Here is a 20,262-nt window from a genome sequence, read left to right as displayed (position 1 = left end):
TGGTCGACTCCTACTTCTCGGCTACCTTGACGGTGATGTGGCAAGTGCGCTTCAGAATGCGATCCGCACGGCCCTTGGCGCGCGGACGGATGCGCTTGAGCGTCATGCCCTCATCGACGCAGATGGTCGAGACACGCAGCTCGTCGATGTCCATGCCGTTATTTTCTTCCGCATTCGCGATGGCGGACTGCAGCACCTTCTTGACCAGCTTGGCCGCCTTCTTCGGGGAGAAGGTCAGCAGGTCGAGTGCTTCGGCGACAGGCTTACCGCGCACCTGATCAGCCACCAAACGGGCCTTCTGGGCGGATAAACTGGCGCCACGCAGCTTTGCTGTGACTTCCATCTCTTAATCCTCTCTGGCTTACCGTTTGGCTTTCTTGTCCGCCGCATGGCCGCGATAGGTGCGGGTAGCAGCGAATTCGCCCAGCTTGTGGCCAACCATTTCCTCGGAAACATGCACCGGGACGTGTTGGCGACCGTTATGGACTGCAATGGTGAGCCCGACCATGTTGGGCAGGACCATTGAACGACGCGACCAGGTCTTGATCGGTTTGCGATCGTTCTTTTCCGCTGCAGTCTCAACCTTTTTCAGCAGATGAAGGTCGACGAAAGGACCTTTCTTCAGTGAACGTGGCACAGCCGTTACCTCTTAATGTCTTGGCGTGGGATCTTAACCGCGAGCCTTACGGCGGCGGACGATCAGCTTGTCGGTGCGCTTGTTCTTGCGGGTCTTGTATCCCTTGGTGGGCATACCCCACGGGGACACCGGATGACGACCACCGCTGGTGCGGCCTTCACCACCACCGTGCGGGTGATCCACCGGGTTCATCGCGACACCGCGAACGGTCGGGCGCACACCTCTCCAGCGCTTCGCACCGGCCTTGCCAAGTTGACGCAGGCTGTGCTCGGAATTGCTCACCTCACCCAGGGTCGCGCGGCACTCTGACAGCACCTTGCGCATTTCGCCGGAGCGAAGACGCAGAGTGGCGTAGTTACCTTCACGAGCCACCAGCTGGGCGCTGGTACCGGCGCTGCGTGCAATCTGAGCACCCTTGCCAGGCTTCAGTTCGATGCAGTGCACCGTGGAACCCAGCGGGATGTTGCGCAGCGGCAGTGCGTTACCCTTCTTGATCGGCGCATTGACGCCGGACTCGAGGCGGTCACCAGCACTCACGCCCTTGGGGGCAATGATGTAACGACGCTCACCGTCGAGGTACTTCAGCAGTGCGATGTGGGCGCTGCGGTTCGGGTCATGCTCCAGACGCTCAACAATGGCCGGAACGCCATCCTTGGTGCGCTTGAAGTCAATGATCCGGTAATGGTTGCGATGACCACCGCCAACGTGGCGAGTAGTGATGCGACCATTGTTGTTACGACCACCGGACTTGGACTGCTTTTCGAGCAGCGGCGCGTAGGCGCGGCCCTTGTACAGCTCTTCACCAACAATCTTGACGACGTGGCGACGACCGGCGGATGTGGGTTTTGTCTTGACGATTGCCATGATCCGTACTCCTGCCTTTACTCGGCGCCAGAGAAGTCTTCAAGCGTCTCGCCGGCGGCCAGTGTCACGTACGCCTTGCGATAACCCTTGCGCATACCAACACCATGCGCGGTGCGCTTGGTCTTGCCCTTCACGTTCAGCACAGAAACGCGATCGACTTTCTTGCCGAACAGCTGCTGAACGGCAGCCTTGATCTCGGGCTTGGTTGCGTCACTCGCCACCTTGAACACGTACTGGTTACGCTCGGCGGCCATGGCGGCCTTCTCGGTCACGTGGGGACCAAGCAGAACCTTGAATACACGCTCCTGGTTCATGCCAGCTTCTCCTCAAATTTGCGCAGTGCGGAGACGGTAGCCAGGACCTTGTCGAAGGCGACCAGGCTGACCGGGTCGGCGGCGGCGACGTCCACTACATCCACGTTGGGGATGTTGCGGGCGGCCAGGTACAGGTTCTCGTCAACTTCTTCGGTGACGATCAGCACCTTTTCCAGGCCCAGGTCGGAAAGCTTGGCGACCAGCTGCTTGGTTTTCGGTGACTCGACAGAAAAGGCGTCAACGGCAACAAGGCGTTCCTGACGGACCAGCTCGGACAGAATCGAGCGCATGGCCGCACGGTACATCTTGCGGTTGACCTTCTGGGAGTGGTCCTGCGGACGAGCCGCGAAGGTCACACCACCGGTGCGCCAGATCGGCGAACGGATGGTACCGGCGCGAGCGCGACCGGTGCCCTTCTGGCGCCACGGCTTCTTGCCGCCGCCACGGACGTCGGAACGGTTCTTCTGGGCGCGGGTACCCTGGCGACCACCAGCCAGATAGGCAGTGACGACCTGATGCACGAGCGCTTCGTTGAATTCTTTGCCAAAGGTAGCGTCGGACAGTTCAACAGTCCCAGCGCTTGCACCTGCAAGATTCAGATTCATTGGAAAGTTCCCCTTCAGCCAGCTTTGACGGCGCTGCGCACGATGACATCACTGCCAGTAGCGCCAGGAACGGCACCTTTGATCAGCAGCAAGTTGCGCTCGGCATCGACACGGACGATTTCCAGGCTCTGAACGGTGCAACGTGCGTTGCCCATCTGGCCGGCCATCTTCTTGCCCTTGAATACGCGACCCGGGGTCTGGCACATGCCGATAGAACCGGGGGCACGGTGGGACAGAGAGTTACCGTGGCTGTTGTCCTGGGTACGGAAGTTCCAGCGCTTAACAGCGCCCTGGAAGCCCTTACCCTTGGAAGTGCCGGTCACGTCAACGCTTTGACCAGCTTCGAAGAGGGATACGGTGAGTTCGCCGCCCACTTCAGGAGCGTCTTCGCCTTCAGTCAGACGAAACTCCATCAGAGAACGACCAGCCTCAACACCTGCCTTGGCGTACAGGCCAGCTTGGGCCTTGGACAGATGCTTGGCTTTGCGGGAGCCGGTTGTCACCTGAACCGCAGCGTAGCCGTCGGATTCGACAGACTTCACGCAGGTCACGCGGTTGGGCTCAACCTCGATAACGGTCACGGGCACAGATGCGCCGTCTTCGGTAAAGACACGGGTCATACCGGCCTTTCTACCGACCAAACCGATAGTCATGCTTAGTCTCCTATAGTGTACGGGGCTATCACCCGCTATGGCTGCCCTTTCCAGAGCATTCCACTAGCACGTTGTGTAACGCCATCCCGGCGTGGCGGCTGCTGAACCTCATCTTTCATCTCGAGGAACGCTGGGCCGCGAGTGTCTAGTGATATCAGTCGAGCTTGATCTGCACGTCCACGCCAGCGGCGAGGTCGAGCTTCATCAGGGCATCGACAGTCTTCTCGGTCGGCTCAACGATGTCGAGCACACGCTTGTGGGTACGAATCTCGTACTGATCACGGGCGTCCTTGTTCACGTGCGGGGAAACCAGCACAGTGTAACGCTCGCGATTAGTCGGCAGAGGAATCGGACCACGAACCTGGGCGCCGGTACGCTTGGCGGTATCAACGATTTCCGCAGCGGACTGGTCGATCAGGCGATGGTCGAAAGCCTTCAACCGAATGCGAATCTTCTGGTTCTGCATTTGCCCTAACTCCAATGGAACTTGACGGCGCGAGCCGTCAACCCACGCATTCAAAGGATGCGCATTATATGCGCCACGCCACCGAGAGTCAAACCCTCAATGACGATGCGCAGAAAAGGGGGCTCCTTGCGGAGCCCCCTTCGGTGATCACCGGTCTAACTTAGACCAGGATCTTGGCCACGACGCCAGCGCCGACGGTACGGCCGCCTTCGCGGATGGCGAAGCGCAGACCTTCGTCCATGGCGATCGGGGCGATCAGGTTGACAGTCATCTGGACGTTGTCGCCCGGCATAACCATCTCAACGCCTTCCGGCAGTTCACAGGTACCAGTGATGTCAGTGGTACGGAAGTAGAACTGCGGACGGTAGCCTTTGAAGAACGGAGTGTGACGACCACCTTCGTCCTTGCTCAGCACGTACACTTCCGCCTCGAACTGAGTGTGCGGAGTGATGGTGCCCGGCTTGGCCAGAACCTGACCACGCTCGACTTCGTCACGCTTGGTACCACGCAGCAGGGCACCGACGTTCTCGCCTGCACGACCTTCGTCGAGCAGCTTACGGAACATCTCGACACCGGTAACGGTAGTCTTGGTGGTGTCCTTGATACCAACGATCTCGATCTCTTCGCCCGGCTTGACGATGCCGCGCTCAACACGACCGGTCACAACGGTACCGCGACCAGAGATGGAGAACACGTCTTCGATCGGCATCAGGAACGGCTGGTCGACAGCACGCTCCGGCTCAGGGATGTAAGCATCCAGGGCCTTGATCAGGTTGGCAACGGCGGTAGTACCCATGCCGTTGTCGTCCTTGCCTTCCAGAGCCATCAGGGCAGAGCCGGTGATGATCGGAGTGTCGTCGCCCGGGAAGTCGTACTCGGACAGAAGTTCACGAACTTCCATCTCGACCAGCTCGAGCAGCTCTTCGTCGTCGACCATGTCGGCCTTGTTCAGGAACACGACGATGAACGGAACGCCAACCTGGCGAGACAGCAGGATGTGCTCGCGAGTCTGCGGCATGGGGCCGTCAGCGGCGGAACAGACCAGGATAGCGCCGTCCATCTGGGCAGCACCGGTGATCATGTTCTTGACGTAGTCAGCGTGTCCCGGGCAGTCGACGTGAGCGTAGTGACGCTCCTCGGACTGATACTCGACGTGAGAGGTCGCGATGGTGATACCACGCTCACGCTCTTCCGGAGCGTTGTCGATGGTGTCGAACTCGCGCCAGTCACCGCCGAATACCTCGGCAGAAACGCGGGTCAGGGCCGCCGTCAGGGTAGTCTTACCGTGGTCGACGTGACCGATGGTGCCGACGTTGACGTGCGGTTTGGAACGTTCGAATTTTTCCTTAGCCACTGCTATGACCTCTTTCGTTAGCTAACGGTTAACCGTTCTGGTTGATGACGGCTTCAACGACGCTGGACGGCGCCTCTTCGTAGTCCGCAAACTCCATGGTGTAGCTTGCGCGGCCCTGGGTCTGAGAGCGCAGATCGGTTGCGTAACCGAACATCTCAGCCAGCGGCACGGTGGCGCGAATGACCTTACCAGAGGAAGAGTCATCCATACCCTGGACCAGGCCCCGACGGCGGTTCAGGTCGCCCATGACGTCACCCATGAATTCTTCAGGGGTCACGACCTCGACCTTCATCACCGGCTCGAGCAGAACTGCCTTGGCCTTGGGTGCGCCTTGCTTGATCGCCATGGAAGAGGCGACCTTGAACGCGGTCTCGTTGGAGTCCACGTCATGGTAGGAACCGTCGAACAGCGTCACCTTAACGTCGATCATCGGGTAGCCCGCGATGACACCGTTCTGGAGCTGCTCATAGGCCCCTTTCTCGACGGCCGGTACGTATTCCTTGGGAACCACACCGCCGACGATCTCGGAAGCGAACTTGAAGTGCATATCTTCGTCGTCGCCCTTGTCTTCGGCCGTCAACGGCTCGATACGCAGGTGTACGTGACCGTACTGACCGCGACCACCGGACTGACGAACGAACTTGCCTTCCTGCTCGACGCTCTGACGAATCGTCTCGCGATAGGCCACCTGCGGCTTACCGATGTTGGCTTCCACCTTGAACTCGCGACGCATGCGGTCAACGATGATGTCCAGGTGAAGCTCACCCATGCCGGAGATGATGGTCTGGCCAGTCTCTTCGTCGGTCTTGACCTGGAAGGACGGATCTTCCTGGGCCAGCTTGCCCAGTGCAATACCCATCTTTTCCTGGTCAGCCTTGGACTTAGGCTCGACCGCGACAGAGATAACCGGATCCGGGAACTCCATGCGCTCGAGAACGATCTTGTCGTTCAGGTCGCACAGGGTGTCACCGGTGGTCACGTCCTTCAGGCCGATACAGGCGGCGATGTCGCCAGCCAGAACTTCCTTGATCTCCTCGCGAGAGTTGGAGTGCATCTGGACGATACGACCGACGCGCTCCTTCTTCTGCTTGACGGAGTTGTAGACGCTGTCACCGGACTTCAGCACGCCAGAGTAGACGCGAATGAAGGTCAGGGTACCAACGAAGGGGTCGGTCGCGATCTTGAATGCCAGCGCAGCGAACGGAGCGCTGTCGTCGGCTTCACGAGTCGCGATGGTGCCGTCCTTGTCGTCCAGCTCACCTTCGATCGCCTTGACCTCGGTGGGAGACGGCATGTACTCGATGACGCCATCGAGAACGGCCTGAACACCCTTGTTCTTGAACGCAGAACCACAGGTGACCAGCACGATCTCGTTGTCGAGAGTACGACGACGCAGACCAGCCTTGATCTCGTCGATGGTCAGCTCGCCCTCTTCGAGGTACTTCTCCATCAGCTCTTCGGACGCCTCGGCGGCGGCCTCGACCATCTGCTCGCGATACTCTTCAGCGGTCTCCTGGAGCTCCGCCGGGATATCAACGAGGTCGTAGTTCATCCCGAAGTTGTCTTCATCCCACAGGATGGCCTTCATCTGGATGAGGTCGATAACGCCCTTGAACTCGTCCTCGGAGCCCCAGTTGATCTGGATCGGCACGACGTTGGCGCCAAGACGATCCTTCAGCTGGTTGACGACCATGAAGAAGTCAGCGCCGCTACGGTCCATCTTGTTGACGAACACCATGCGCGGAACTTCGTACTTGTTGGCCTGGCGCCAGACGGTCTCGGTCTGCGGCTGCACACCGGAGGAGCCACACAGCACGACGACGGCACCGTCAAGAACACGCAGGGAACGCTCGACTTCGATGGTGAAGTCAACGTGTCCAGGAGTGTCGATGATGTTGATGCGGTGCTCATCGAACTGCTTGTTCATGCCCTGCCAGAAGCAGGTAGTCGCCGCGGAGGTGATAGTGATACCACGCTCCTGCTCCTGCTCCATCCAGTCCATGGTGGCAGCGCCCTCATGGACCTCACCGACCTTGTGGGACAGACCGGTATAGAACAGGACACGCTCGGTAGTAGTCGTCTTACCGGCGTCGACGTGGGCCACGATACCGATATTGCGGTAACGCTTAAGCGGAGTCTTGCGAGCCACGATGTAACTCCCGTTGGTTGGCGATGCGCTTTAGAAGCGGTAGTGAGAGAAGGCCTTGTTGGCTTCTGCCATGCGATGCACGTCTTCACGCTTCTTGACTGCCGAACCCTTGCCTTCGGCTGCATCCAGCATTTCGCCAGCCAGACGCTGCACCATGGTCTTCTCGCCACGACGGCGAGCGGCGTCCACCAGCCAGCGCATGGCAAGCGCCTGGCGGCGGGACGGACGGACTTCGACCGGCACCTGATAGGTCGCACCGCCAACGCGGCGAGACTTCACCTCGACCATCGGCTGGATAGTTTCCAGCGCCTTGTCGAAGATCTCCAGCGGCTCTTCATTGGAACGCTCGGCAACCCTGTCCAGCGCACCATAGACGATACGCTCAGCTACGGACTTCTTGCCGCTGATCATCAGGTGGTTCATGAACTTGGCCAGACGCTCGGATCCGAACTTAGGATCCGGCAGAATCTCGCGCTTGGCCGCAACTCTTCTTCTAGGCATGATAAGCCCTCGGTTGAAGGGTCCTTCAGGTAAACCCGAGACACGCTATATATGCGGCTCGACCTTACTCTTATCAGACCGGGTCAATCTGGTAATGGAAGCGACGTAGCCCTTAGGACTTCGGACGCTTGGTACCGTACTTGGAACGGCCCTGCTTACGGTTCTGGACACCGGAGGTGTCGAGAGCGCCGCGAACGGTGTGATAACGCACACCCGGAAGGTCCTTTACTCGACCGCCACGGATCAGGACCACGGAGTGCTCCTGCAGGTTGTGGCCTTCACCGCCGATGTAAGAGGACACCTCGTAGCCGTTGGTCAGGCGCACACGGCAGACCTTCCGCAGTGCGGAGTTCGGCTTCTTCGGGGTGGTGGTGTAGACGCGGGTACAGACGCCGCGCTTCTGCGGGCAGGCCTGAAGCGCAGGCACGTCGGTCTTCGCGGCCTGGCGCTTGCGCGGCTTGCGCACGAGCTGATTAATCGTTGCCATAGCTGTTAGCTGACTCCAATGGGTTGCCTAAGCCTTTTCACAGTGGCGCGGATACACCCACCCCACTGTTAAAGGCTGCGCATTCTACTGGCTGATGCCAAGGCGCGTCAAGCCCGGAGCCGCAAAGGCTCCAGGCTTATGCCGACATCAGATCTCGTCGTCGTCCGAGTCCAGCGCGGTAAGCTGGGCACCCAGCTCCTGCTCGACATCGTACGCAGACGGCTGAAGCAGTCGCTCGGCGTCTTCACGCTTGCGGCGACGCTCCTCGTGATGGGTCAGACCGGTACCGGCCGGGATCAGACGTCCCACCACCACGTTTTCCTTCAGGCCGCGCAGATAGTCGCGCTTGCCGGTTACCGCCGCCTCGGTCAGCACGCGGGTTGTCTCCTGGAAGGAGGCCGCAGAGATGAACGACTCGGTGGCCAGGCTGGCCTTGGTGATACCCAGCAGCAGGCGCTGGTACTTGGCCTGGAACTTGTCCTTCGTCTGGAGCTCGCCATTTTGCTCCAGCACGCGGACCAGCTCGACCTGATCACCCGGGATGAAGTCGGAATCACCAGCATCAGTGATTTCGACCTTGCGCAGCATCTGACGCACGATCACTTCGATGTGCTTGTCGTTGATGCCAACGCCCTGCAGACGATAGACGTCCTGAACTTCGGCCACGATGTACTTGGCCAGTTCGGCGATGCCGAGCAGGCGCAGGATGTCATGGGGGTTGCTCGGGCCGTCCGAGATCACCTCACCCTTCTCGACCGACTCACCCTCGAAGACGGCAATCTGACGCCACTTGGGAATCAGCATCTCGAAAGGATCGCCTTCGGACGGGGTGATCGTCAGGCGACGCTTACCCTTGGTTTCCTTGCCGAAGCTGATCACACCGCTGATTTCGGCCAGGATCGCCGGCTCTTTCGGCTTACGCGCTTCGAACAGGTCGGCCACGCGCGGCAGACCACCGGTGATGTCCTTGTTACCGGACGCTTCCACCGGGATACGAGCGACGATTTCACCCACGCCGATGGCTGATCCATTGTCGACGGTGACGATGGCGTTACCAGGCAGCGGATACTGCACGGGCGTATCGCTACCAGTCACGGTCACCGGCTTGCCGCCAGCGTCGTTGAGCATGATCATCGGGCGCTTGTCGCGACCGGCCATCGGGCGAGCGGCGGACTCGATGATTTCGATCGAGGACAGACCGGTCATCTCATCGACGCTGCGGTGCATGGTCAGGCCTTCGTCCATGTCGACGTAGTGCACCTGCCCTTCTGCCTCGGCCACGATCGGGTGAGTGTGCGGATCCCACTTGGCCACTGACTGACCGGCGTCCACTGCATCACCGTCACGTACCGACAGCTCAGCACCGTAGGGCAGCTTGTAGTACTCGCGCTCACGACCGTGCTCATCGGCTACCGCCAGGGCACTGGAGCGAGACACCACCACCAGCTTGCCGTCGGCGCGCTCAACATACTTGATGTTGTGCAGGCGGACCTTGCCACCGTGCTTGACCTGAACGCTGTCCACCGCAGAGGCCCGCGAGGCGGCACCACCGATGTGGAAGGTACGCATGGTCAGCTGGGTACCAGGCTCACCGATGGACTGGGCGGCGATAACGCCGACCGACTCACCGATATTGACCTGATGACCACGGGCCAGGTCACGACCGTAGCAGGAAGAACACACACCGTGACTGGTTTCACAGGTGATGGTGCTGCGCACGATGATCTCGTCGACGCCCATGGTGTCGAGCTGGGCACACCAGGCCTCGTCCAACAGGGTGCCGCGCGGGATCAGCACTTCGTCGGTGCTCGGGTCGATGACGTCCTGAGCGACCACGCGGCCGAGTACACGCTGAGCCAGCGAGACGATGATGTCACCGCCTTCGATGACCGGGTGCAGGGTCAGGCCGTGCTCGGTACCACAGTCGGTCTCGGTGATGACCATGTCCTGCGCCACGTCGACCAGACGGCGTGTCAGGTAACCGGAGTTGGCCGTCTTGAGGGCCGTATCCGCCAGACCTTTACGTGCACCGTGGGTCGAGATGAAGTACTGCAGTACGTTCAGGCCTTCACGGAAGTTGGCGACGATCGGGGTCTCGATGATCGAGCCGTCCGGCTTGGCCATCAGGCCACGCATACCCGCCAGCTGGCGGATCTGGGCGGCACTACCACGAGCACCGGAGTCGGCCATGATGAAGACGCTGTTGAAGGAGTCCTGTTCGACTTCCTTGCCTTCACGATCGACCACGGTCTCCTTGGAGATGCCCGCCATCATGGCCTTGGCCACCTGGTCGTTGGCACGCGCCCAGATATCGATGACCTTGTTGTACTTCTCGCCCGCGGTCACCAGACCGGAGGAGAACTGGTCCTCGATTTCCTTGACCTCTTCCTCAGCCGCCTCGACGATCTCGGCCTTGGCGTCCGGGATGACGAAGTCGTTGACGCCGATGGAGGCGCCAGACCAGGTCGCCAGGCGGAAACCGGTGTACATCAGCTGGTCAGCAAAGATGACCGCTGCCTTGAGACCGGCACGGCGATACACTTCGTTGATCAGCTTGGAGATGGCCTTCTTCTTCATGGCCTGATCGACCAGGTCGAAGGGCACCCCTTCCGGCAGAATGCGGAACAGCAGCGCACGACCGACCGTGGTGTCACGCAGGCGACGGTGCTCGCTGCGCTCGCCGGTCTCCTCGTCGACATCCACTTCGTCCAGACGAACCTTGACGCGGGCGTGCAGCGATACACTCTGGGTGCCGAAGGCACGCTCGACCTCGTTGAGGTCGGAGAACACCATGCCCTCGCCCTTGGCGTTGATGCGCTCGCGGGTCATGTAGTACAGACCCAACACCACGTCCTGGGAAGGCACGATGATCGGCTCGCCGTTGGCCGGCGACAGCACGTTGTTGGTGGCCATCATCAGCGCACGCGCCTCGAGCTGGGCTTCCAGCGTCAGCGGTACGTGAACGGCCATCTGGTCACCGTCAAAGTCGGCGTTGTAGGCAGCACACACCAGCGGGTGGAGCTGGATCGCCTTACCTTCGATCAGCAGCGGCTCGAAGGCCTGGATGCCGAGACGGTGCAGGGTCGGCGCACGGTTCAGCAGCACCGGGTGCTCGCGAATGACGTCAGCGAGGATGTCCCACACTTCCGGCAGCTCGCGCTCGACCATCTTCTTGGCGGCCTTGATGGTGGACGCCTGGCCGCTTGCCTGCAGCTTGGAGTAGATGAACGGCTTAAACAGCTCCAGCGCCATCTTCTTGGGCAGACCGCACTGGTGCAGACGCAGGGTCGGACCCACGGTGATAACGGAACGACCGGAGTAGTCGACACGCTTACCCAGCAGGTTCTGACGGAAACGCCCCTGCTTACCCTTGATCATGTCGGCCAGCGACTTGAGCGGGCGCTTGTTGGAACCGGTGATGGCACGACCGCGACGACCGTTGTCGAGCAGCGCATCCACGGACTCCTGCAGCATGCGCTTCTCGTTGCGCACGATGATGTCCGGCGCGTTGAGGTCGAGCAGACGCTTCAGGCGGTTGTTACGGTTGATCACGCGACGGTACAGATCGTTCAGGTCCGAGGTCGCGAAGCGACCACCGTCCAGCGGCACCAGCGGACGCAGGTCCGGGGGCAGAACAGGCAGCACTTCCATCACCATCCACGCCGGGTCGTTGCCAGAGCCCTGGAAGGCTTCGAGCAGCTTGAGGCGCTTGGACAGTTTCTTGATCTTGGTCTCGGAATTGGTCTGCGGAATCTCTTCACGCAGGCGCTCGATCTCTTCCTCGAGATCGATATCCTTGAGCATGGCCTGGACGGCTTCGGCACCCATGCGGGCATCGAAGTCATCGCCGAATTCCTCGAGGGCCTCGAAATACTGCTCGTCGTTGAGCAGCTGGCCACGCTCGAGGGTGGTCATGCCGGGATCGACGACCATGAAGCTCTCGAAATAGAGCACACGCTCGATGTCACGCAGGGTCATGTCCATCAGCATGCCGATACGCGACGGCAGTGACTTCAAGAACCAGATGTGCGCGACAGGGCTTGCCAGCTCGATGTGCCCCATGCGCTCACGACGCACGGCGGCCTTGGTGACTTCAACGCCACACTTTTCGCAGATGATGCCGCGGTGCTTCATGCGCTTGTACTTGCCGCACAGGCACTCGTAGTCCTTCACCGGGCCAAAGATCTTGGCACAGAACAGGCCATCACGCTCGGGCTTGAACGTCCGATAGTTGATAGTCTCCGGCTTCTTGACCTCGCCAAAGGACCAGGAGCGGATCATGTCCGGCGACGCGAGCGTAATCTTGATCGCATCGAACTCGTCGGACTGAGACTGCGATTTGAGGACTTTCACCAAATCTTTCATTAGGTCGGCTCCGTTGCGGAGTTGTCATGGGCGGGGGCTTGCGCCCCCGCGGACCGTCATTCGTTGAAGCGCCTTTCGGGCCGCCTCAGCTCTCCAGTTCGATATCGATGCCCAGCGAGCGGATTTCCTTCACGAGTACGTTGAAGGATTCCGGCATGCCCGCCTGCATGGTGTGATCGCCATCCACGATGCTCTTGTACATCTTGGTACGACCTTCCACGTCATCGGACTTGACCGTGAGCATTTCCTGCAGAGTGTAAGCGGCGCCGTAGGCCTCCAGGGCCCAGACCTCCATCTCACCAAAGCGCTGACCACCGAACTGCGCCTTGCCGCCCAGCGGCTGCTGGGTGACCAGCGAGTAGGAGCCGGTGGAACGCGCGTGCATCTTGTCGTCGACCAGGTGGTTGAGCTTGAGCATGTACATGTAGCCCACGGTCACCGGACGATCGAACGACTCACCGGTACGCCCGTCATACAGCGTCATCTGACCAGAATCCGGCAGGTCGGCCAGCTTCAGCAGGTGCTTGATCTCGTGCTCCTTGGCACCGTCGAACACCGGCGTCGCCATCGGCACGCCCTTCTTCAGGTTCTTGGCCAGCGCGATGACCTCGTCATCGGTCAGCGACTCGATCTCTTCGACGCGAGTGCCCTGGGTGGAGTTGTACACCTGCCCCAGGAACTCGCGCAGCTGGCCGAGCTGTTGCTCGCGAGCGTCACGCAGCATGTGCTCGATCTTCACACCAAGCCCACGGGCAGCCATACCCAGGTGGGTCTCGAGGATCTGACCAACGTTCATACGCGACGGTACACCCAGCGGGTTCAGCACGACGTCGATCGGCTCACCGTTATCGTCGAACGGCATGTCCTCGATCGGCATGATGGCCGAGATGACACCCTTGTTACCGTGACGGCCGGCCATCTTGTCACCGGGCTGCAGACGACGCTTGATGGCCAGGTAGACCTTGACGATCTTGAGCACGCCCGGCGCCAGGTCATCGCCCTGAGTCAGCTTGCGCTTCTTGTCTTCAAAGCGCTCGTCCATTTCCTTGCGACGGTTCTCGAGCTGCTCGTCGGCCTGGGCCAGCAGTTCATTGAGCTTCTCGTCCTGCATGCGCAGCTTGAACCACTGCTGACGCGGGAGCTCCTCGAGATAGGCGTCGGACAGCACGTCGCCCTTGGACAGACGCGGACCACCGTTGACCGGCTGACCAGACAGCGTGCGCTTGAGACGCTCGAAGGTGGCATCTTCCGCGATGCGGTAGGTTTCCTGAAGGTCCTTGCGCACTTCGTCGAGCTGCATCTGCTCGATGGACAGCGCACGGGAGTCCTTCTCGACGCCGTCACGGGTGAACACCTGAACGTCGATGACGGTACCCTTCATGCCGGTGGGGGCACGCAGGGAGGTGTCCTTAACGTCGGACGCCTTCTCACCAAAGATGGCACGCAGCAGCTTCTCTTCCGGAGTCAGCTGGGTTTCACCCTTAGGGGTGACCTTACCGACCAGGATATCGCCTGCACCCACCTCGGCACCGATGTACACGACGCCGGCTTCATCCAGCTTGCCGAGTGCCGACTCACCGACGTTGGGGATATCGGAAGTAATTTCTTCCGGCCCCAGCTTGGTGTCGCGCGACACACAGGTCAGTTCCTGGATGTGGATGGTGGTGAAACGGTCTTCCTGGACGACCCGCTCGGACAGCAGGATGGAGTCCTCGAAGTTGTAGCCGTTCCAGGGCATGAAGGCGATGCGCATGTTCTGGCCAAGCGCCAGATCACCCATGTCGACAGACGGACCGTCGGCCAGGATGTCACCGCGTGCCACGTTGTCACCAGGACGCACGATCGGGCGCTGGTTCTGACAGGTGTTCTGGTTCGAGCGCAGGTACTTGGTCAGGTTGTAGATATCGACGCCGGCTTCACCGCCGATGATCTCATCTTCATTGACCCGCACCACGATGCGCTTGGCGTCGACCGAGTCGATCACGCCGCCACGACGAGCCACGGCACAGACGCCGGAGTCACGGGCGACGAAGCGCTCCATGCCGGTACCGACCAGCGGCTTGTCGGCACGCAGGGTGGGCACCGCCTGACGCTGCATGTTCGCACCCATCAGGGCGCGGTTAGCATCATCGTGCTCAAGGAACGGGATCAGCGCCGCTGCCACAGAGACGACCTGACGCGGAGACACGTCCATCAGCGTCACTTGCTCAGGACGCATGAAGGTGGTTTCACCGCGGTGACGGACCTGGACCAGGTCGTCGACCAGCTTGTTGTCACCGTTGACGGTGGCAGACGCCTGGGCGATGACGAAGTCACCTTCCTCGATGGCCGACAGGTGGACCACGTCGTCGGTGACCACACCGTCCACGACCTTACGGTACGGGGTCTCGAGGAAACCGTAGCTGTTGGTGTGACTGTAGGTCGCCAGCGAGTTGATCAGACCGATGTTCGGACCTTCAGGGGTCTCGATCGGGCACAGACGGCCGTAGTGAGTCGCGTGAACGTCACGCACCTCGAAGCCTGCGCGCTCACGGGTCAGACCACCCGGGCCGAGAGCGGACACACGACGCTTGTGGGTCACCTCGGACAGCGGGTTGTTCTGGTCCATGAACTGGGACAGCTGGGAGGAGCCAAAGAACTCCTTCACCGCAGCGGCCACCGGCTTGGCATTGATCAGGTCCTGGGGCATCAGGCCTTCGCTTTCGGCCATGGACAGACGCTCCTTGACCGCACGCTCGACGCGCACCAGGCCAACACGGAACTGGTTTTCTGCCATTTCACCGACGCAGCGAATACGACGGTTACCCAGGTGGTCGATATCATCGACGTCGCCGAAGCCGTTACGGATGTTGATCAACTCGCGCAGCACATCCAGGATGTCAGCACGGTCAAGCACACCGGAACCGGTGTCGGACTCACGACGCAGACGACGGTTGAACTTCATGCGACCGACGCCGGACAGGTCGTAACGGTCTTCAGTGAAGAACAGGTTGTTGAACAGCGTCTCGGCGGCTTCCTTGGTGGGCGGCTCGCCAGGACGCATCATGCGGTAGATTTCCACCAACGCCTCGAGCTGCGAGCCGGTAGTATCCAGCTTCAGCGTGTCGGAGACGAAGGGACCGCAGTCCAGATCGTTGGTATAGAGCGTTTCGATGGTAGTGATGCCGGCCTGCCCGAGGCCTTCCAGGATTTCTGGAGTGATCTCGGTGTTGCAGGGGCAGATCAGCTCACCCGTGGCCGGATTGATCTGATCCTTGGCCAGGGTCTTGCCGAACAGATAATCCATCGGCACTTCAAGACGCTCAAGGCCAGCCTTCTCCAGCTGACGAATGTGCTTCTGAGTAACACGACGACCTTCCTCGACGATGACCTCACCGTCGGCACCCTTGATGTCAAAGGTGGCCGTTTCGCCGCGCAGACGCGACGGCACCAGCTCCACAGAGAAGCCAGACTTCTCGATGTGGAAGGTGCTGGTGTCGAAGAACTCGTCGAGAATCTCTTCGGCACTCATGCCCAGCGCGCGCAGCAGCACAGATGCCGGCAGCTTGCGGCGACGGTCAATACGCACGAAGACGTTGTCCTTCGGATCAAACTCGAAGTCCAGCCAGGAGCCGCGGTAAGGAATCACGCGTGCAGAGTACAGAAGCTTGCCGGAGCTATGGCTCTTGCCCTTGTCGTGATCAAAGAACACGCCGGGACTACGGTGCAGCTGGGACACGATGACCCGCTCGGTACCATTCACGACAAAGGTACCGTTCTCGGTCATCAGGGGGATTTCCCCCATGTAGACTTCCTGCTCCTTGATGTCCTTGATGGCCTTGTTCGACGACTCTTTGTCGTAGATGATCAGGCGGACCTTGACACGCAGGGGAGCGGAATAGGTGACACCGCGCAGCTGGCATTCCTTGACGTCGAACGCCGGAGTGCCGAAGCGGTAGCTCACGTACTCGAGCGCGGCGTTGCCGGAGAAGCTCTCGATCGGGAACACGGACTTGAAGGCGGCGTGCAGGCCTACCTCCATGCGCTCCTCAGGGGAGCGGTCCTGCTGGAGAAAGTCGTAGTAGGAATCAAGCTGGATGGCCAGCAGGTAAGGCACATCCATCACTTGGGGCAGTTTGCCGAAATCCTTGCGGATGCGTTTTTTCTCAGTGTATGAGTAAGCCATCTGTATTCCCCAGCTTGTTCACCATGGGTGACCGATGCGTGTCGGCGCCACCCGACGGACGGTCTCCGTCAGGCGCTGACGGCAAGTCCTCGGAATGAGTGACTCGCCGTCGGAATTCTGCAAGCTACATGACCGATGTTGGACAGGCAGCTAGTGACAACAGAAAAAGGCCGGTAGCGGGCGTCCCGCCACCAGCCGTGGAAGCTTACGCAGCGCGTGAAGCCATGGGCACAAGGATTACTTGAGCTCCACGGAAGCGCCGGCTTCTTCCAACTTCTTCTTGGCTTCTTCTGCGTCGTCTTTGCTCATCGCTTCCTTGATGGTCGCCGGAGCACCGTCGACGGCGCCCTTGGCTTCCTTCAGGCCAAGACCAGTGATCTCGCGGACGGCCTTGATGACGTTCACTTTCTTGTCGCCAGCAGAGGTCAGCACCAGGTCGAACTCGGTCTGCTCTTCGGCAGCACCGGCGTCGCCGCCAGCACCCGGGCCAGCCACAACAGCGGCGGCAGCGCTAACGCCGAACTTCTCTTCCATCGCTTCGATCAGCTCGACAACTTCCATCACGGACATGTCGGAGACGGCGTTGATGATATCTTCTTTGGTCAGTGCCATTGTCTAGATTCCTAACTTTGCGGGCGTCCCGGTTTTCCGAGAACGCGTGGATCGTGGTCGGTCGACAGGGAGCCTTAAGCGGCTTCTTCCTGCTTCTGGTCGCGCAGCGCAGCGAGGGTACGAACCAGCTTGCCGGCAGAAGCTTCCTTCATGACGGACATCAGCTTGGCGATCGCCTCATCGTACGTCGGCAGAGTTGCCAGACGGTCGATATCGCTTGCCGGGATCAGCTCACCTTCATAGGCCAGCGCCTTGACTTCGAAGTTCTTCTCATCCTTAGCGAACTCCTTGAACAGACGGGCGGCAGCGCCCGGGTGCTCATTGGAGAAGGCCAGCATGGTCGGACCTACGAAAGACTCTGACAGGCACTCCCAGGGAGTACCGGCCAGGGCGCGGCGTGCCAGGGTGTTGCGCACAACGCGCACCTGGACGCCATTCTCGCGAGCCTGCTTGCGCAGTTCGGTCATCTTGTGGACCGCGACGCCGCGAGAGTCGGCAACTACGACGGAGAGTGCATCCTTGGCGACTTCACTGACCTCGGCAACAATTGCCTTCTTGCCTTCGAGTGCTAGTGCCACTGTGATCACTCCTTCGTGCCGGAACCCGAGGGCTCCGGTGGTTACCATCTCCCCTTCTCGATAACTCAAAGAAGAGGGGCTTCTTGGATGGTGCTCACCAGATGCCTGGCGGCAACACCATCTGCGCAGGTGCCCTGAGGGCGATTAAGCCGCGTTCAACCCGAGGGTCAGACGGCGGCGCCTGCGGTCTTTGACGGTGCCCCGCCGGCCGGGTGATTCACCCGGCACGGGGACCGCAAAGTGTCTTGCCTGTTGTGTCGCATCACACCAGCGCGGAGTGATCGACAGTCAGACCCGGGCCCATGGTAGTGGACAGGGTCATCTTCTTGAAGTACACGCCCTTGGAAGTGCTCGGCTTGAGCTTCTTCAGGTCGGCGATCAGCGCATCCAGGTTGCCCTTGATGGCGTCGGCGTCGAAATCGACCTTGCCCAGGGTAGCGTGGATGATGCCGTTCTTGTCGGTACGGAAGCGCACCTGACCGGCCTTGGCGTTCTTGACGGCGGTAGCAACGTCAGGGGTCACGGTACCGACCTTGGGGTTCGGCATCAGGCCGCGCGGACCCAGGATCTGACCCAGCTGACCGACCACACGCATGGCGTCAGGAGAAGCGATGACCACGTCGAAGTCGAGCTGGCCTTTCTTGACCTGCTCGGCCAGGTCGTCCATACCGACGATGTCGGCACCGGCTTCCTTGGCGGCTTCTTCGTTGGCACCCTGGGTAAAGACGGCAACGCGCACGTCCTTGCCAGTACCGTTAGGCATCACGGTTGCACCGCGAACCACCTGGTCAGATTTACGCGGATCAACACCCAGGTTGATAGCGACGTCCAGGGATTCCTTGAACTTGACGGTGGACAGCTCGGAGAGCAGTGCCACGGCCTCGTCGACAGAGTAAGCCTTGTTGGCGTCAACCTTGTCGCGAATCTGCTTTGCGCGCTTGGTAAGCTTAGCCATGATCAGAGACCCTCCACGTTGAGGCCCATGCTACGGGCGCTACCAGCAATGGTACGCACCGCGGCGTCGAGATCGGCAGCCGTCAGATCCGGCTCCTTGGTCTTGGCGATCTCTTCGAGCTGCTCACGGGTCACGGTACCGACCTTCTTCTTGTTCGGCTCGCCAGAGCCGGACTTGATGCCAGCAGCCTTCTTCAGCAGCACCGCAGCGGGCGGAGTCTTGGTGACGAAGGTGAAGCTGCGGTCGGAGTAGACGGTGATGACCACGGGAGTCGGGAGACCCGGCTCGATGTTCTGCGTTTCAGCGTTGAACGCCTTACAGAACTCCATGATGTTGACACCGTGCTGACCCAGCGCGGGACCCACGGGGGGACTCGGATTGGCTTTACCGGCTGCAACCTGCAGCTTGATGTAAGCCTGTACTTTCTTGGCCATGATGGACTCCAGTTGGGTAATAGCGCCTTGCGGCTCCCCGGACAAAACGGCCGCCTGATTCCAGACGACCCCTACTGACTACAGGCGGACAGCACACCGCGGCGGGCCTGCCTAGACAGACCCACCGCGCGCTGTTCGCCTTACTCCTTCTCGACCTGGGAAAATTCCAGTTCGACCGGAGTCGCACGCCCGAAGATCAGCACACTGACCTGCAGACGGCTCTTGTCATAATTGACCTCTTCGACCACGCCATTGAAGTCGGCAAAGGGCCCGTCGATAACGCGGACAGACTGCCCAGGCTCGAACATGGTCTTGGGCCGCGGCTTTTCCGCACCATCTCTCACACGACTAAGGATGGCATCAGCTTCACGCTGAGTGATCGGCGCCGGCTTTTCCTTGGTACCGCCAATGAACCCCATGACTCGCGGAGTCTCATTGACCAGGTGCCAGGTCTCGTCAACCATCTCCATCTCGACCAGAACGTAGCCGGGATAGAACTTGCGCTCACTCTTGCGGCGCTTGCCGTCGCGCATCTCGACGACTTCCTCGGTCGGCACCAGAATCTCACCGAAGCGATCTTCCATGCCATGCATCTTCACACGCTCGATCAGCGAGCGCATGACGTGCTTCTCGAAGCCGGAGTAGGCGTGGACGACGTACCAACGCTTGGACATGAAGACTCCTAACCGATGACGCCGGACATCGCCCAGCTGAGCAGCGTGTCGATCAACCAGAGCAGCAGCCCGACTACCAGCACCGCCACCAGCACGATGGCAGTGGTCTGAATGGTCTCAGGGCGCGTCGGCCAGACGACACGTTGAATTTCCTTTCTGGCGCTACGAGCAAGCTCGACCAGCTCACGCCCCTTGGTGGTCATCAGCGCCACCAGAGCGGCAACGACAGACAGGGCGACAACGCCCAGGACACGATACAGAAGCGGCTGGTCGGCAAAATAGGTGTTGCCGACAACGGCCAGCACCAGAAGAACGACGACAACCGCCCACTTGAGCCCGTCGTGGCGCGACTCCTGCACCTCGGCGTTATGCTTCATGAAAACGAGACTCCTCAGGGCGCGGCAATCGAAACACGAAAGTATATAAAAAACTGCCAGCCTGGGGAAGAC

General features: G+C 60.4%; 19 protein-coding genes. All 19 read right to left on the bottom strand.

Annotated elements, in window-relative coordinates; translation table 11 throughout:
- Positions 1–10 precede the first annotated feature (10 nt).
- Positions 11–343, bottom strand: a complete 333-nt coding sequence (gene rplV / locus KUW18_RS17100; RefSeq protein WP_016856415.1) for a 50S ribosomal protein L22 — start codon at positions 341–343, stop codon at positions 11–13.
- A gap of 18 nt (positions 344–361) precedes the next feature.
- Positions 362–637: a 30S ribosomal protein S19 gene (gene rpsS, locus KUW18_RS17095; RefSeq protein WP_045990857.1), complete on the bottom strand. Its 276-nt coding sequence runs from the start codon at positions 635–637 to the stop codon at positions 362–364.
- A gap of 33 nt (positions 638–670) precedes the next feature.
- Positions 671–1,501, bottom strand: a complete 831-nt coding sequence (gene rplB, locus KUW18_RS17090; RefSeq protein ID WP_206944200.1) for a 50S ribosomal protein L2 — start codon at positions 1,499–1,501, stop codon at positions 671–673.
- Between the two features lie 17 nt (positions 1,502–1,518).
- Positions 1,519–1,815: a 50S ribosomal protein L23 gene (gene rplW / locus KUW18_RS17085; protein ID WP_206944202.1), complete on the bottom strand. Its 297-nt coding sequence runs from the start codon at positions 1,813–1,815 to the stop codon at positions 1,519–1,521.
- Positions 1,812–2,420, bottom strand: coding sequence for a 50S ribosomal protein L4 (gene rplD, locus KUW18_RS17080; RefSeq protein ID WP_206944205.1), 609 nt, complete (start codon positions 2,418–2,420; stop codon positions 1,812–1,814). Before rplD ends, rplW begins: the two co-directional genes overlap by 4 nt.
- Positions 2,421–2,434: 14 nt before the next feature.
- Entirely contained in the window at positions 2,435–3,073 is a 639-nt protein-coding gene (gene rplC, locus KUW18_RS17075; RefSeq protein ID WP_206944207.1) for a 50S ribosomal protein L3, read from the bottom strand.
- A 154-nt stretch (positions 3,074–3,227) separates the two neighbouring features.
- On the bottom strand, positions 3,228–3,539 hold the full coding sequence (gene rpsJ / locus KUW18_RS17070) for a 30S ribosomal protein S10 (RefSeq protein ID WP_089848256.1): 312 nt from the start codon (positions 3,537–3,539) through the stop codon (positions 3,228–3,230).
- 160 nt (positions 3,540–3,699) lie between these two features.
- On the bottom strand, positions 3,700–4,893 hold the full coding sequence (gene tuf / locus KUW18_RS17065) for an elongation factor Tu (protein ID WP_206944210.1): 1,194 nt from the start codon (positions 4,891–4,893) through the stop codon (positions 3,700–3,702).
- 28 nt (positions 4,894–4,921) lie between these two features.
- Complete coding sequence (gene fusA / locus KUW18_RS17060; RefSeq protein WP_206944212.1) at positions 4,922–7,042, bottom strand: elongation factor G; 2,121 nt, start codon at positions 7,040–7,042, stop codon at positions 4,922–4,924.
- A gap of 30 nt (positions 7,043–7,072) precedes the next feature.
- Positions 7,073–7,543 carry a 30S ribosomal protein S7 gene (gene rpsG, locus KUW18_RS17055; protein WP_023007554.1) on the bottom strand — a complete coding sequence of 157 codons (471 nt, stop codon included), beginning with the start codon at positions 7,541–7,543 and terminating at the stop codon, positions 7,073–7,075.
- Between the two features lie 112 nt (positions 7,544–7,655).
- Positions 7,656–8,030 (bottom strand): 30S ribosomal protein S12, encoded by a 375-nt coding sequence (gene rpsL / locus KUW18_RS17050; protein WP_206944213.1) that lies wholly within the window; start codon positions 8,028–8,030, stop codon positions 7,656–7,658.
- Positions 8,031–8,177: 147 nt separating this feature from the next.
- Positions 8,178–12,395, bottom strand: coding sequence for a DNA-directed RNA polymerase subunit beta' (gene rpoC, locus KUW18_RS17045; RefSeq protein ID WP_206944214.1), 4,218 nt, complete (start codon positions 12,393–12,395; stop codon positions 8,178–8,180).
- A gap of 85 nt (positions 12,396–12,480) precedes the next feature.
- Positions 12,481–16,560, bottom strand: coding sequence for a DNA-directed RNA polymerase subunit beta (rpoB, locus tag KUW18_RS17040; RefSeq protein ID WP_206944215.1), 4,080 nt, complete (start codon positions 16,558–16,560; stop codon positions 12,481–12,483).
- 237 nt (positions 16,561–16,797) lie between these two features.
- Positions 16,798–17,172 (bottom strand): 50S ribosomal protein L7/L12, encoded by a 375-nt coding sequence (gene rplL / locus KUW18_RS17035; protein ID WP_206944216.1) that lies wholly within the window; start codon positions 17,170–17,172, stop codon positions 16,798–16,800.
- A gap of 74 nt (positions 17,173–17,246) precedes the next feature.
- Positions 17,247–17,750, bottom strand: coding sequence for a 50S ribosomal protein L10 (gene rplJ, locus KUW18_RS17030; RefSeq protein WP_206944217.1), 504 nt, complete (start codon positions 17,748–17,750; stop codon positions 17,247–17,249).
- Positions 17,751–18,012: 262 nt separating this feature from the next.
- The gene (gene rplA, locus KUW18_RS17025) at positions 18,013–18,705 is read right to left on the bottom strand and encodes a 50S ribosomal protein L1 (RefSeq protein WP_206944218.1); all 693 of its coding nucleotides are present in this window, start codon (positions 18,703–18,705) and stop codon (positions 18,013–18,015) included.
- Between the two features lie 2 nt (positions 18,706–18,707).
- Positions 18,708–19,139: a 50S ribosomal protein L11 gene (gene rplK, locus KUW18_RS17020; RefSeq protein ID WP_206944219.1), complete on the bottom strand. Its 432-nt coding sequence runs from the start codon at positions 19,137–19,139 to the stop codon at positions 18,708–18,710.
- A 140-nt stretch (positions 19,140–19,279) separates the two neighbouring features.
- The gene (gene nusG / locus KUW18_RS17015) at positions 19,280–19,813 is read right to left on the bottom strand and encodes a transcription termination/antitermination protein NusG (RefSeq protein ID WP_206944220.1); all 534 of its coding nucleotides are present in this window, start codon (positions 19,811–19,813) and stop codon (positions 19,280–19,282) included.
- An 8-nt stretch (positions 19,814–19,821) separates the two neighbouring features.
- Complete coding sequence (secE, locus tag KUW18_RS17010; RefSeq protein WP_206944221.1) at positions 19,822–20,190, bottom strand: preprotein translocase subunit SecE; 369 nt, start codon at positions 20,188–20,190, stop codon at positions 19,822–19,824.
- Positions 20,191–20,262: the final 72 nt, after the last annotated feature.

Origin of the sequence: Halomonas sp. DP5Y7-2, assembly GCF_019802025.1 — a bacterium.
Taxonomy (GTDB): domain Bacteria; phylum Pseudomonadota; class Gammaproteobacteria; order Pseudomonadales; family Halomonadaceae; genus Halomonas; species Halomonas litopenaei_A.
Note: the sequence above shows the minus strand (reverse complement) of the source record. Positions and strands in the feature narration are given on the sequence as shown.